This window comes from Alkalihalobacterium chitinilyticum (genome assembly GCF_029028005.1).
Taxonomy (GTDB): domain Bacteria; phylum Bacillota; class Bacilli; order Bacillales; family Bacillaceae_F; genus Alkalihalobacterium; species Alkalihalobacterium chitinilyticum.
This window is the reverse complement of sequence record NZ_JAOTPO010000008.1, coordinates 152,704-165,143: the sequence shown is the minus strand read 5'-3', so window position 1 is coordinate 165,143 and position 12,440 is coordinate 152,704. Positions and strand designations below refer to the sequence as shown.

Sequence of the window (12,440 nt, the reverse complement as noted above, 5' to 3'; positions counted from 1 at the left end):
ATGACTACGTTATTGTTTGGAACATATAGGCCACTTAAAGCATTTTTTCTCTAAAATAATTGTATGAGAAATCTGGAGGTGAATCTCATTCATTTAATAATCATATTAATCATTCTCGCATTTTTATATGTAAATATTAAAAACAAAAATGAATTAAGGATCCCGAGTATCGTGATTTTCATCCCTCTCTTCATTTATTTCGTTTTCGGTGTATTCTCTTCATTATATTATATGTTTTTTACTATTAATGGGTCGTGAAACAATCACAAATAGAATGGAGTTAAATGGTTACTTAGTTGGAAGGTTCTCTGGGTAGTCACTGTGACACAATACTGAGACAAAACGGAATATATTCACTTTACAAGACGAAAGCGGATATTAAAAGTAGTTCCACTGGGTCCTGTGTTAAAATCAATTTTTGCATTGTTTCTTTGTGCAATTGAATAACAAATAGGCAATCCTAAACCAGTTCCATTTTCTTTTCCAGTTACGAAAGGAATTTCTACATTATCAATTATGTTCTCAGGAATTCCACTTCCTTCATCATCAATACTTAGAACAATGGCTCCTTTTTCTTCATAGGTAATGATTGTAACTGATTTCTTCTCTTCCATGGCATCTAAAGAGTTATTAATCATATTTAATAAGAGTTGTCGTATCTCGTCCTGATCTACTAATATATTCGGTATCTGGACTAATTGTAGTTTTATATTTTTTCCTTCCTTCAGGGCTCTTGTTTCAAGTAAAGGATACATCGATGTTATGATATGATTTATAGATGTTTTATTTAGTTTTCTCGCTTTATTTTTCGCCAGATTTAAAAACTCAGCAATAATACTATTTGCACGGTCTAATTCATCTATCATCAATTGAAGACGACTATCATAGTTTTCTAATTCTTTATCCTTGGACATTAACTGCAAAAATCCTTTAACGGTAGTCATAGGATTTCTAATTTCATGAGCGACTCCTGTTGCCATTTCACCGATAATCTTGAGCTTGTCATAATATTTTTCTTCGTTTTCCTTTTCTTTTCTTTTGGTAATATCGCTGAATACACATAACAATCCATCTTTATTAGGAAACACTTTTACTTCGACGATAGACTTTGAATACATTGTTTGTAATTCAGCATATTGCAATTCTTGTTCTTGGAACGCCTTATTATATAAGTGATAAAGTTCTGTATCTATATAATCCGGCAAAGCACTCCAAAGGCACTTTCCTAATAACTCTTCTTTTGGTTTCTCTATTATTTCTTCAGCTGCTCGGTTAATAAATTCGAATTCCATTCTCGAGTTTAAAAAATAACAACCTTCTTTTAAATTATCCAATACTTCTAACATATTAATATTTCCACGAAACGTATCAGTGTTAATAAAATCCCAACTCTTCTTATGCCCTTAACAAAGGTTATTTCAGTACTTTATTAAGTTAATTCAATAGACAGAACGAAATCCCTTTGTTTAAATAAAAATTATTCCAATATTATAAAGTATGCTATATACAAGAATGTATATTACTGGTACAGCCACTAATTGTAATGTAAATCCACATTTAATCGAGTAACTCCTTTAAATACCTCTTTCTCGCAAAGATATAATAAATGGTTTGTAAAGAGAGATAAATGCCTCCTATTGTTAAGAAGTTTACGATGAGACTAGGTATAGACATAATTCCTCCCCCATCTTGAGCAAACGTCGCTATATAAACATACCCAATCAGAATCCCAACTAGAGGAGCAAGGAAAAATAAGATAAACAATTCCTGAGATATTATTTTTTCTATTTCCTTTTTCGTAATCCCTATTTTGTACAGCTTTCGGTAATTTCTTTTTTCCTGTTCAATATCAGTAAACACATTCAAATAGACCAGAATAAAGGAAGCAAAGAAAAATAATATACTTAAAAAAGTAGAAACAAAAAATATGATACCTCCACCTTTTTTATTCAAATTATACTCATCTACTTTGGAAACGGGCTTTAGGAAATCTTGTTCTCCACTATAAGAAATTCTAGTAAAAAGTGTTTCGTCTAGTGGTGGTGTTATTTGATTATTTGCCAGCAACTTTTGCTTCAATTCTGAAACGGCTTCAGTCGTTTGTTTCCAGTTCGTTACGTTGACCCAATGAAATTTCGCTGTATAGACATCTACTATCGATTTTACTCGAGTATAATCTTCTTCATTTACTATAATAAAATGAGGGTTGTAATATTGAATCCGATAATCCAATATCGGTTCATTAACAATTTCCTGTATAGTTAACGTAACTGTGTTCTGACCAGAGGAAAACTTTAATCCTTGTGTAAAATCACTATCAATATTGTTAATAGATGAGTTAACTAAGTACACATATCCCCCCTCACGAATTTGAAGCTCTTGTGAAGAAAGTCTATTAAAATTTTCGACGGACATAAATGTATATCTATATATAAAGTCGACGACGGAAGGATGCGGCTCAAAATAATCAAAGGTTTCCACCAATAAATACTCATTTATTGAATGGTTCTCATTGTCTAAAATAGAGAATAATTCGTCTCTCGTAATGTTATTTTTCGTTTCTGTTTGCACGAAAGCGATATCAAATGGCAGTTCTTCAGCTAGACGTTCGGCAGAAGAATAGAAGAATAAGGTAAGTGTACTATAAAAAATCGTTACCATCGCCATAATAATAATAAGCAGAAATGTCGATTTCAGTTGTTTAAATTTATAGTCGATATTCGTTACGATCAAGAGCCTTCGATAGTAAAAGTCAGGATACCTTTTCGCATACTGGATTAGAAAACTGCCAAATTGAGAAAACGTCAAATACAAACCTAAGAAAAGTCCTACGGTACATAAAATAAAGTATGTGCCCTCACCTATTTCATACAACCCCCTGAATATTGTCTGATCTAAATTGAATTTCTTTTCATATGTAAATAAGTAGAGAATGGCCATAGATGCAATCATAATTAGTAAGCCTGCTGCTCCTATATATGGGTTATTGAAATTATTCTTGTCCGACGTGCGATCCTCTTTCAAGCTATTCACCAGTTCATGAGTTCCCGTAATGAACAGCGTCTTTCCAACCGCTGCAATAAAAACAAGCAGAAACAAACCAACCGTATATAGAAACATCATTCCGTTCAGATAAAATGGAGTATCCGCCATATCCACATTGCTCATTAAAACAAGAAAAAATAAGCGTGAAAATACACTTCCTGATAAAAGACCAACCACTAGAGAAGCCAGTGCAATCGCTCCATTTTCAAGTAATAATAATTTCACAAGGTCACGATATGTCATTCCTAATGTCATAAATAGAGCAAATTCTTTTCTTCTTCTTTTAATAAAAATAGAATGAGCATAGCTGATAAAAAATACAGTAAAAATCAGCAGTGCAGTCGCTGGAATTAATAAAATGTCGTCCATTCCTTTTTGCAGTTGCTCATTTTCGGTGATGTTCTCATTCAAATACAGCGTTGAAAACATAAAGAAAATCACCACAGCAAAGCTATTACACAAAAAGTAAAAAATATATTTTCTTTTATTAACCTTGGCCATTTTCCATACAAGTTGTTTAAATGTCATGGCTTCTTCCTCCTAGAACAGCAAGGCTATCCATGATTTGATCCAAAAATTCTTTTCTAGTTCCTTTTCTCACGATATGGGAATGAATCCGTCCATCCTTGATAAACGTAACTTTATTACAATAGCTTGCAGCAAACACATCGTGAGTAACCACTAATACAGTAGTTTGATAGTCTTTCGCTATTTTTTCAAAGCATTCTAAAATCGTTGTTGACGATTTGGAATCTAGGTTTCCAGTTGGTTCATCAGCCATTATTATACTCGGCTCATTTACAAGAGCTCTGCTTACCGCTACCCTCTGTTGCTGACCACCAGATATTTGATAAGGATATTTATCTGCTACATCAACAATTCCAAATAAGCACATCATTTCTTGGGCTTTTTCCTCCATATAAACAGCCGTCTTTTTTTCTAAAATCATCGGTAACATAATATTTTCTTTAACTGTGAGACTGTCTAATAAATTAAATTCCTGGAAGACAAACCCGAGTTCTTTCCTCCGAAAGAGAGCTAGCTTATCCCCTGTCATATTACTAATCTCTTCAGCGTGGATCACAACATCTCCTGACGTGGGTTTATCCATGCCACTTAACAAATTCAATAAAGTGGTTTTCCCACTTCCTGAAGGGCCCATGATAGCAAGAAACTCTCCCTTTTTTATAGAAAGACTGACACCATCTAACGCTCTTGTCATACCATTTGCACCTTGGTCTCCATATGTTTTCACTAAGTGATCTGCCCGTAAAATATCCATTGTTCATCCCTCCTTTACCTAGCGTAATAAATGGTCTATGATCTAACCATCGTCCAAGCTAAAAATACCTTACAATTTTGTAAGGTATCTCACTTGGACTTCTGTACCTTTGGATACTTCCGATTGGATCGTTACGGTTTGTCCTAGCCTTTCTGAAACTTTCTTACAAAGGTATAGGCCAATTCCAGATGAATTTCGATATCGTCTGCCATTCTCCCCTGTGAAGAATGGTTCGAATACTCGGTCGATATCATAATCAGGAATCCCTACTCCTTCATCTTTTATTGATAAAATGATTGAATTCTCTTCTTCTGTAATACGAAAGAAAACCTTTTTAGTCTCTGCGAGGTTACTAGAATATTTGATTGCATTAGAAATCAGCTGGTCTAACAAGATTTCATTCCACTTTTTATCGGTTACAACATATATTGCTTCTTGGTCAAATTGTATGGAAGGAAAAAGCCGATAGTAAATAAATTCACTCTTTCTATTATTAATGATCTTTCGCAACGAAGCGACAAGATCAATGGATCGCGGTTCAAAATCATTTTCAAAACTCTCCATCCTAATCATCGTTAAGCCTTGCTCAATACTCGTATGTAAACGTTGGTTTTCATTTCGTATTTGTTCCAGACCGGTACTTAAGTGCTCTTGACTTTCTTTATCTATCATTAATTCAATCACAGAAACAGGTGTTTTTAAATGATGCATCCAGTGAGAAAGAAAATAGAGTCTTTCTTTATTTCGTTTTTTTAATTCACTATTTTCCTTTATGGCATCGCGTTTATTTTTATCGATTAACTTTTTGAGAGATTTCTGCTCCTCTGTAAAAGGTTGAATCTCGGCTGTTTGACCATCTAGTATAAGTTCAACTTTACTATTAAAGTCATAATACCTTGCAAAATCAATGATTATAAAAACGATAAGTAGGAACACACCCATTAATATAGAATAGAAATACTCACTGTATGTAGGTTCACTCAAATAAAAGAAGCCTATAATGCATGCCATACTTAAACTATAAAATGCCATGTACAAAGCTCTATCTTTTAAAAAATTCAGCGTTATCTTCTTACTCATCCTTGCTGCCCCTCAAACACTTTCGTATCAAAAATATACCCTACTCCTCGTTTACTTTTTATCGCGTCATGAATGCCTAAAGTAAGGAGCTTTTGCCTAATCCTAGTTATATTAACTGTCAACGTATTATCATCAACAAAGGTTAGATCATCCCAAACCTCTTCAATTAAGATCTCACGAGATAGGTACTTCCCCTCATTTTCAATAAACTTCTTCATGAGCTTGAGCTCGTTTTTACTAAGCTCAACCCTGCTTTGCCCGTAACTCATCGTAAGTGTGGAAAGGTTCAATATCAAATCCCCCATCTGCAGCTCATCACGGTCCTGTTGTGCGTATTCACCGTACACTCTTCTAAGTGTCGCTTTCACTTTAGAGTGGAGAATTTCAAAAGTGAAGGGCTTTGTCAAATAATCATCCGCACCTAATTCAATCGCCATAATTTGATCCATCTCATCACTTCTAGCCGAGACCATTATTATAGGTACGTTTGAAGCTTTGCGAATACTTCGACAGAGAAAATACCCGTCATAATAAGGTAAGTTTATATCTAGTAATACTAAATCGGGTTTAAATTGATGAAAATCTTCCATAATTGCTTTGAAATCGGTCTGTTGAAACACAACATAACCGTACCGTTCTAACGATTCTTTAATCAAAGAACCTAATTCTTGATCATCTTCAATCAGCAAAAGTCTATACACTATGTGTCCTCCCTCAACTAGTTATGTAGGATATAACTTTTTTCGGGTACTCGCTCTCATCATCTTGATAAAACAAAAGTTACGACTGTCTGTCTAACCCTTGCACTCCCTCAATTTTCCATCATAGCATACTAGTTACAATAAGTGAGGATTCTTGATCCATTATTTTGACTTCTGTGCTATTATTCCTATGTAAAATGTTTGTGTGGTCTTATCAGGTGAATTAACCTTTGGTGAGCGGGCTTTAACCACTTTTACACAGTAGGTGCTGTTGTTCATGGCTTAAGGGTAGTTCATGGCTTAACAGCAGTTCATGACTAAAGGGCACTGAGAGGCCCTTATCTGTGACAAGATCAATGGTTTCACAATCTTAAGGCACTGAAAGGCCCTTATCTAGCAAAAATACGATAAAATTCACGTGATTCATAGGATATAAGAGCCTCTCACTGCCGCAAACGCCTCTTAAAGGCGTTTTAAATGAGTATAAGGGCTTCTGAGTGCCGCAAATATATGGCTTATCCCTTTTTCATTTGTAAACTAATTCATGTTTGATTGTAATTCAAAATGAAAGCCCGTAATTTTACTAACGCCTACTTTAGTAAAAAAATTAAACATAAAACCTAAATACTACTTCACCAATTTTTTCAGACTTCCATTAGGGAATTGGTTGTAACTCTTAGTAGTGCAATTTGTTTTTATACAACTTCTTTCTCGGTTAACACAATAGCTAACAACCATATTAATTGAGCCAAAAAGCAGGCTCTATGACATACATAAAACTCTCCTGTGCATCCCCTTCAAAACAAGAAAAAAGCGATAACCTTTATGCTATCGCTCCCCGTTTTATTTAAGTACGTACTTTCACAAAATTATTATGAATATCCCTATTCACCTTGGAATACGGGCTTTCTTTTCTCAGCAAAGGCTTGGACCCCTTCCTGAACATCTTTGGTCCCAAAACATTGTTTAATAAATGCATATTCTTGTTTAAGAATCGTGGTAAGATCCGTGTCAGGGCTTGCAGCAAGCAATCTTTTAGAAAGCGTCATCGCTACCGGCGGTCCTGCGGCTAATTCCCGTGCAAAGTTCATCACCTGTTCTTGCAACTCTTCATCAGAGAAGATCTGGTTCACCAATCCAATTCGTTCGGCTTCCTCAGGATAGATATCCCTGCCCGTTAAAATTAATTCGGCTGCCTTTGCTTGTCCGACCAATCGCGGTAAAAAATAACTCATTCCCGCATCAGGACTGAGACCGCGGCGTATGTATCCAGCCGTTACCCTTGCATCAGCAGACATGAAGCGAATGTCGCAAGCTAGAGCTAGCGCGAGTCCTGCACCAGCCGCAATCCCATTGATTGCAGCAATCACTGGCTTATCACAATGAACAATCCCCAATGCTTGATGTCCAACCCAACCCAATTCATCTAATTTTTGATGACGAGATTGTTCGCCTGGATTCCTCTTCGCATAATCGGTCAAATCGAGACCAGCACAAAATCCTCTTCCACTGCCAGTAATGACAATAACACGCACTTCATCGTCTGCGGAAGCCTCTGAAATGGCCTGGATAATCTCATTACTAAGTGTATCATTTACAGCATTTAGGCGCTCAGGTCTGTTTAGAGTTAGTGTACGGACACCATCGTTCGTTTCAATAATAATATGTTCCATCTTGTCTTCCTCCTCAATCATTTGGTATTTTCCGAACTTCATTTGTATTTATTCATTATTCGGACTATTTAAGTATAACATGTCACTACTAAATTGTTCGTCATTATGTCTAATAAATAGAGAGACCACATTAATTATCGACAAAAATGCCTACACCTAAATATTTAGTAGATATTTTATTACTAACCTTAATTTCTTTTTACTGACGTAGAAAAAACGCCCCTTGGTAAGAGCGCCGTCCTTTAGTTAATACTAATATTTATTTTTCATTTATTTTATCTTCTAATTCTTTTAATCTCTTTTCTAGTTTCTCAACTTTCCCCATTGATATTACCGCTATAGATAACGAACCTGCTGCAATTGAAAAACCTAAGATCTCTAAAACTCCCAAATCAACTCCTCCTTTTTAGAAACTTTCACTAATCTACTTAACCACTTCAACAACAGTAGTTGAAATAGAAGCTGTATTAATATTTCTCTTGATTGATCAATTCAAATGACTCTTCAAAATCATCCCAGTTTACAATAACTTTTATAATCTCATCCTCTTGTACTTTTGCCCCCGTGCTGCCACCACTCATTGTGAACATAATATCATTAGGCGGTTCTTTAAACTCCATAACTTTACTACCGTTTCCTGCTCTTGCATCATAAGAAAATGCTAGTTTTTCAATAGATTGAAATTCTTCTTTTGAACCCTTGAAAGTTATTGTGAATACATAGCTATCTTCATTAGAATATGTGATTACGCCTTCTTCCTCGCCCCACACTTCTGTTCCCTCATAAAGATATTCAGCTTCCCAAGACTCCCCTTCTCCTATAAACGTGTATTCATAGTTATTCACTTCTTCGTTTGAACAGGCAGTCAGTATCATAATCATTATAAATATTGAAACCATAGTTAGATGTTTCATCTCGATCCCCCATCAAATATGTTTATTTCTTGTAAATATTATTTCAACTTTAATATCAATCTCTTTTTTCGGGAAAAGAAATCCATTCACTTTTTTGAAGAAAACTGGTCGTTTGAAAAACAACGATAGCCTTTATTAGCTATCGCACCGGTTATTAATAAGAAACAATCTAATATCAAAACTAAAATAACTCTATCAAATAATTCGTGATAGGAGTTATTTGTAGATAATTCCGCGAACTATTAATAGCTTCTCATCGCTTAATCAATACCGATAAATCACCTTCAAAAACTTTTTCTTCTTTATGATTATAAGTAGAAAATAATAAAGTAATGACTCCGAACTCTGCTTTTTTTGTTGTCTTATCAAAAACCTGAGCAACAGTATACATTTCATCACCTGGATACCTGTCCAATTGTAAACTCATCAAACCTCATAAATACACCCCTAATTCGAGATTTTTATTTTTGCTTTTATTAGAGTAACAACGCACATTCATTAAGTTCAAAAATTAGTATCTATACCTCGCTTTTAGAAAATCTTATTCTAGTATTCTGCTTCAAAATTGAAGAAGCGACAGCCCTGGTGTGCTATCGCGTTTTCATTGAGCTTCCGTTCTCTTCGGTAAAATCCGTATCCTTTTTATCTTGGTAAAACCTTAACATTTCAATATTTTCTATACTCAATTCTTCACTCAAATTATTAATATTTTTGTTATTCACAACGACTGACCCCTCACAACCCACCATTGTAAAAACAATACATAATAAACAAAAAATAGCTAAGTTATTTCTCATTCATATCTCCTGTTACACTCTCTCGTTTTTATCAAAAGCAATAGAACCTGGCATTTTAACAGCTCCTCAACTAAACCATCCGTTAGTTGAGGAAGTAAATACTATTTATTTCACTTCGCTCCCCATCAGAATATCTTTTAATTGGTCAACATTATTGACAATATAAGTAGGGTTAGAATGACTTAATTCTTCAAATGAACCATACCCATAAGTAACTCCTTGTTCTTTTAACGATTTTAATAACAAGGGAATATTTGAATATAACTTATTTTCAAACATTCCTTTTTCCTTAAACCTCTCCCTATAAAAATCTATTGCTTTTTGTGTATTTGTCTCATCAAAATTATAATATTCAGCTAATGACACTTGTAATGGCGGTCCAATAAAACATTCTAGTTTATCAATATCAGGCTCAACAATGTCCATTTTATGTAACGCATATTGAACGGATTTAGTTATTCCTACCTTTGGGTCTGAAAGTGTTCCGTCTAAATCAAATAAAATTAATTTATATTTATCCATATGAAAACTCCCCCTATTAACAGTTAATCAACCTAATCTTACCATTAGAAAAACAAATAAGTTCCAATTCTTTCTTCAACTATCCTGCTCGTTACTTCAACAATCGTATGAACTGTAAAATAAACAGCCCCTAAACTACTATCTGTTACTTCAAGAAGGCACACTTTTAATGTAATATCTTAATTCGATGTATTCTTTCTGTATTTATCCAGTTCTTGCCTTACCTCTCTCAATTCATCCTCTAATTTATGTACCTTTCTAACGACATAATAAAGAGGTATAAGTAAAATTAACCAAAGCATATTTAACCCTCACTTCCGACTATTCCCAAATTATGGACTTCAATTATAAATTCATTATTTCAATAAAAAGTAAATTTTTTAATTTTTTTGTTAAAGCAACCTGCTTCGTTAGTTGAATACCGATTTCTTATGTTTATTTTAACATTAAATTCCATAAATTCTCATAAAACATTGATGTAATAATAAAAAGCGTACAAATTCATAACAAATTTGTACGCTTTTTCTATTGCTATTGCTGGACTTTCTTCCAAAACTGAAGCTATTACTTTTTTACACACTACTCTTCTTTTGATCCGCGCTTCGGTAATACTGGATAGGTGCTAAGCTTTCTGGTAGTCGTTGGATCGACTGGTTGACCACGTCTAGCTTTTTTTCGACGCGATGCAGCAAGTAGAGGGTCACCATAACAGGGAAACCGAACTCACTCAAAAGCGGAAGCCACATTTCCATCGTTAGAACCTCCTTTCTTTTTAAGTAAACGCAAGCGTTCATAATGAATTACGGTTTGAGCCTGCCGCAATATAAGATTAGAAAAACGATGAAAGCTAGTGAGCTGATTTTTACTTTTCAAAAGGAATTAGCTGAGACTCACTTGTCGCTTGGCGCTGAAGCTAAACGATCTAAAAGCGGAGTACTGTTTATCGGCTACAAGCGCTGGACCAACTATAAGTGTCTTGCTCTTTAGGGATGCTTGCTAGACCGATGCGACCTCAAACCGTTGGCGTCTGGAGCTAAACACCTTCAAATTATAAAAAGGAAGAGGCAAAGCCTCCTCCCTCCGGATCCATCATCAATTAAAACTCAATCGTTTCAACTGTGCGATCGACGACACGCGCACTTTTTTTCGATACCAGATTACCGCCAGATGATGTAAACGCATTTTGTGCGATAATCTCATCCATCGCTTCACTAATCGCAGCGGGGTCCACTGGATAAACAGGGTTGTCCAATGAAATCGTAACGTTTTTTGCAAATTCGTTTTCAAAGACTAATTCCAGTTTTTTCGTCATCTCTTTCCCTCCTCTCTATTCACTAGTTAGTACATCCAATTAAAGATCAAGCGAGTATGTGTTGGCACGGTCCACTTTGTAAGGCATCCAGCCTTGAAGCGGAATTAACGCATCGGCAACAGCTTTTAACTGTTCGTTCGTCGCACCGGTCTTGATGTTATTGAAGCTCTTCGTTTTTAAGATCGGTTCACCAATTTGGTTGTAACCCGACTCAAACACAATAACTAATCGTGAATTTGAAAGCATCCTTGTCACCTCCTTTCACTATATATATATGGAGATTCGAATGAAAACGGTGAAGTGGATACAAAAATTTTTGTAATAAATTTTTGTATCGTGGAAGAATAAGAAGAAAGGCGAGGGTTCTGGGATTGATCCAGAACGAAAAATGTACTACGTGAGGGTTTTAGCGCTGATTATAACAACTTGGAAAAGGATGGATATCTTGAATAGTGTTGTAGTTATAATGCTTCATCGCAAATTGTGAATGATATAAATACTCCATAACGTACAAGCTGCCACCATATGCATCAAAGAGGACTCCTGAAGTTCCTGTACCATCAATAAACGAAATTCCTACTGGCTGCCCTAACAAATAGCCTATTTTATGTTGCCAATTCATTCAATTCCCTCCTTTTTAACATACAATATGTAACGCTTAATCATTGGGAGCTTATATTAAGCAAATAGAAGCAGGTTGTATCCCCACTTCCTTAACTTAGTAACATAGTAGGGCATCCCCCAACATTTAATCCGAATAGGAAAGTGAGGGTTTTGTTGTTGTCTTCAAGATGTATCGAATGTAAAAAAGCATTTTGTATAACCTAAGTTCAAGAACACATCCCTTCTAACCAAAGGAGAGGAACTCATGAATAATTTTTCTAACAAAATCGATATCGGTGAATTAATAGCCGTTTCTGATTTTTTCGGGTTAAATACATATCGAATGCTCACATTTCTAGATGATGGTGTAATGGAAGTTTTTGAAACGAAGGAAGCTTTCACGGAAAAATACGGAAACGATGAAGAAGCCGCTGAAAAAATAGAATGGGTCGAGTTAAATAATGGAAAAATCTTTACGAAACCCAAGGGTGAACTGGAATAAGGAGGGACT

General features: G+C 35.1%; 17 protein-coding genes. 2 read left to right on the top strand and 15 right to left on the bottom strand.

The genetic code is table 11. From position 1 onward, the window contains the following. Positions 1 to 353: 353 nt before the first annotated feature. From N7Z68_RS13190 to N7Z68_RS13135, 12 genes are all read right to left on the bottom strand, one after another. Positions 354 to 1,346 carry a two-component system sensor histidine kinase NtrB gene (locus tag N7Z68_RS13190; RefSeq protein ID WP_275118939.1) on the bottom strand — a complete coding sequence of 331 codons (993 nt, stop codon included), beginning with the start codon at positions 1,344 to 1,346 and terminating at the stop codon, positions 354 to 356. 211 nt (positions 1,347 to 1,557) lie between these two features. After that, positions 1,558 to 3,573 (bottom strand): ABC transporter permease, encoded by a 2,016-nt coding sequence (locus N7Z68_RS13185; RefSeq protein WP_275118938.1) that lies wholly within the window; start codon positions 3,571 to 3,573, stop codon positions 1,558 to 1,560. Continuing rightward, positions 3,563 to 4,327 (bottom strand): ABC transporter ATP-binding protein, encoded by a 765-nt coding sequence (locus tag N7Z68_RS13180; RefSeq protein ID WP_275118937.1) that lies wholly within the window; start codon positions 4,325 to 4,327, stop codon positions 3,563 to 3,565. The genes N7Z68_RS13185 and N7Z68_RS13180 overlap by 11 nt, the downstream gene beginning before the upstream one ends. A gap of 69 nt (positions 4,328 to 4,396) precedes the next feature. Beyond that, a complete protein-coding gene (locus tag N7Z68_RS13175) occupies positions 4,397 to 5,407 on the bottom strand; it encodes a sensor histidine kinase (RefSeq protein ID WP_275118936.1) in 1,011 nt (336 codons plus the stop codon). After that, a complete protein-coding gene (locus N7Z68_RS13170; RefSeq protein ID WP_275118935.1) occupies positions 5,404 to 6,108 on the bottom strand; it encodes a response regulator transcription factor in 705 nt (234 codons plus the stop codon). The genes N7Z68_RS13175 and N7Z68_RS13170 overlap by 4 nt, the downstream gene beginning before the upstream one ends. An 884-nt stretch (positions 6,109 to 6,992) precedes the next feature. Beyond that, entirely contained in the window at positions 6,993 to 7,781 is a 789-nt protein-coding gene (locus N7Z68_RS13165; RefSeq protein WP_275118934.1) for an enoyl-CoA hydratase/isomerase family protein, read from the bottom strand. A 259-nt stretch (positions 7,782 to 8,040) separates the two neighbouring features. Then, entirely contained in the window at positions 8,041 to 8,172 is a 132-nt protein-coding gene (locus tag N7Z68_RS13160) for a hypothetical protein (RefSeq protein ID WP_275118933.1), read from the bottom strand. Positions 8,173 to 8,248: 76 nt separating this feature from the next. Then, a complete protein-coding gene (locus tag N7Z68_RS13155; RefSeq protein WP_275118932.1) occupies positions 8,249 to 8,695 on the bottom strand; it encodes a hypothetical protein in 447 nt (148 codons plus the stop codon). A 253-nt stretch (positions 8,696 to 8,948) separates the two neighbouring features. After that, a complete protein-coding gene (locus N7Z68_RS13150) occupies positions 8,949 to 9,122 on the bottom strand; it encodes a hotdog family protein (RefSeq protein ID WP_373323144.1) in 174 nt (57 codons plus the stop codon). 163 nt (positions 9,123 to 9,285) lie between these two features. Beyond that, the gene (locus tag N7Z68_RS13145) at positions 9,286 to 9,492 is read right to left on the bottom strand and encodes a hypothetical protein (protein ID WP_275118931.1); all 207 of its coding nucleotides are present in this window, start codon (positions 9,490 to 9,492) and stop codon (positions 9,286 to 9,288) included. A gap of 105 nt (positions 9,493 to 9,597) precedes the next feature. Further along, a complete protein-coding gene (locus N7Z68_RS13140) occupies positions 9,598 to 10,014 on the bottom strand; it encodes an HAD hydrolase-like protein (protein WP_275118930.1) in 417 nt (138 codons plus the stop codon). A gap of 572 nt (positions 10,015 to 10,586) precedes the next feature. Then, entirely contained in the window at positions 10,587 to 10,766 is a 180-nt protein-coding gene (locus tag N7Z68_RS13135; RefSeq protein WP_275118929.1) for a YvrJ family protein, read from the bottom strand. Positions 10,767 to 10,809: 43 nt separating this feature from the next. On the opposite strand from N7Z68_RS13135, the gene N7Z68_RS13130 reads away from it, so the two are divergent. Then, positions 10,810 to 11,001 carry a hypothetical protein gene (locus N7Z68_RS13130; RefSeq protein WP_275118928.1) on the top strand — a complete coding sequence of 64 codons (192 nt, stop codon included), beginning with the start codon at positions 10,810 to 10,812 and terminating at the stop codon, positions 10,999 to 11,001. 109 nt (positions 11,002 to 11,110) lie between these two features. Here the strand turns inward: N7Z68_RS13130 and N7Z68_RS13125 are convergent, their stop codons facing one another. The 3 genes from N7Z68_RS13125 to N7Z68_RS13115 all read right to left on the bottom strand — a co-directional run bounded on the left by N7Z68_RS13125 (position 11,111) and on the right by N7Z68_RS13115 (position 11,948). Next, the gene (locus N7Z68_RS13125; protein WP_275118927.1) at positions 11,111 to 11,326 is read right to left on the bottom strand and encodes a DUF2922 domain-containing protein; all 216 of its coding nucleotides are present in this window, start codon (positions 11,324 to 11,326) and stop codon (positions 11,111 to 11,113) included. Between the two features lie 39 nt (positions 11,327 to 11,365). Continuing rightward, positions 11,366 to 11,572: a DUF1659 domain-containing protein gene (locus tag N7Z68_RS13120; protein ID WP_275118926.1), complete on the bottom strand. Its 207-nt coding sequence runs from the start codon at positions 11,570 to 11,572 to the stop codon at positions 11,366 to 11,368. Positions 11,573 to 11,732: 160 nt separating this feature from the next. Further along, positions 11,733 to 11,948 (bottom strand): hypothetical protein, encoded by a 216-nt coding sequence (locus tag N7Z68_RS13115; protein ID WP_275118925.1) that lies wholly within the window; start codon positions 11,946 to 11,948, stop codon positions 11,733 to 11,735. 246 nt (positions 11,949 to 12,194) lie between these two features. Here N7Z68_RS13115 and N7Z68_RS13110 point away from each other — a divergent pair, with 246 nt between their 5' ends. Beyond that, positions 12,195 to 12,431, top strand: coding sequence for a hypothetical protein (locus N7Z68_RS13110; protein ID WP_275118924.1), 237 nt, complete (start codon positions 12,195 to 12,197; stop codon positions 12,429 to 12,431). Positions 12,432 to 12,440: the final 9 nt, after the last annotated feature.

Coding starts and splice junctions, on each gene's coding strand:
- N7Z68_RS13145 (WP_275118931.1), bottom strand. CDS start 9,492: ATGAGAAATAACTTAGCTATTTTTTGTTTATTATGTATTGTTTTTACA.
- N7Z68_RS13130 (WP_275118928.1), top strand. CDS start 10,810: ATGAATTACGGTTTGAGCCTGCCGCAATATAAGATTAGAAAAACGATG.
- N7Z68_RS13135 (WP_275118929.1), bottom strand. CDS start 10,766: ATGGAAATGTGGCTTCCGCTTTTGAGTGAGTTCGGTTTCCCTGTTATG.
- N7Z68_RS13110 (WP_275118924.1), top strand. CDS start 12,195: ATGAATAATTTTTCTAACAAAATCGATATCGGTGAATTAATAGCCGTT.
- N7Z68_RS13180 (WP_275118937.1), bottom strand. CDS start 4,327: ATGGATATTTTACGGGCAGATCACTTAGTGAAAACATATGGAGACCAA.
- N7Z68_RS13175 (WP_275118936.1), bottom strand. CDS start 5,407: ATGAGTAAGAAGATAACGCTGAATTTTTTAAAAGATAGAGCTTTGTAC.
- N7Z68_RS13165 (WP_275118934.1), bottom strand. CDS start 7,781: ATGGAACATATTATTATTGAAACGAACGATGGTGTCCGTACACTAACT.
- N7Z68_RS13185 (WP_275118938.1), bottom strand. CDS start 3,573: ATGACATTTAAACAACTTGTATGGAAAATGGCCAAGGTTAATAAAAGA.
- N7Z68_RS13150 (WP_373323144.1), bottom strand. CDS start 9,122: ATGAGTTTACAATTGGACAGGTATCCAGGTGATGAAATGTATACTGTT.
- N7Z68_RS13115 (WP_275118925.1), bottom strand. CDS start 11,948: ATGAATTGGCAACATAAAATAGGCTATTTGTTAGGGCAGCCAGTAGGA.
- N7Z68_RS13155 (WP_275118932.1), bottom strand. CDS start 8,695: ATGAAACATCTAACTATGGTTTCAATATTTATAATGATTATGATACTG.
- N7Z68_RS13140 (WP_275118930.1), bottom strand. CDS start 10,014: ATGGATAAATATAAATTAATTTTATTTGATTTAGACGGAACACTTTCA.
- N7Z68_RS13120 (WP_275118926.1), bottom strand. CDS start 11,572: ATGCTTTCAAATTCACGATTAGTTATTGTGTTTGAGTCGGGTTACAAC.
- N7Z68_RS13190 (WP_275118939.1), bottom strand. CDS start 1,346: ATGTTAGAAGTATTGGATAATTTAAAAGAAGGTTGTTATTTTTTAAAC.
- N7Z68_RS13125 (WP_275118927.1), bottom strand. CDS start 11,326: ATGACGAAAAAACTGGAATTAGTCTTTGAAAACGAATTTGCAAAAAAC.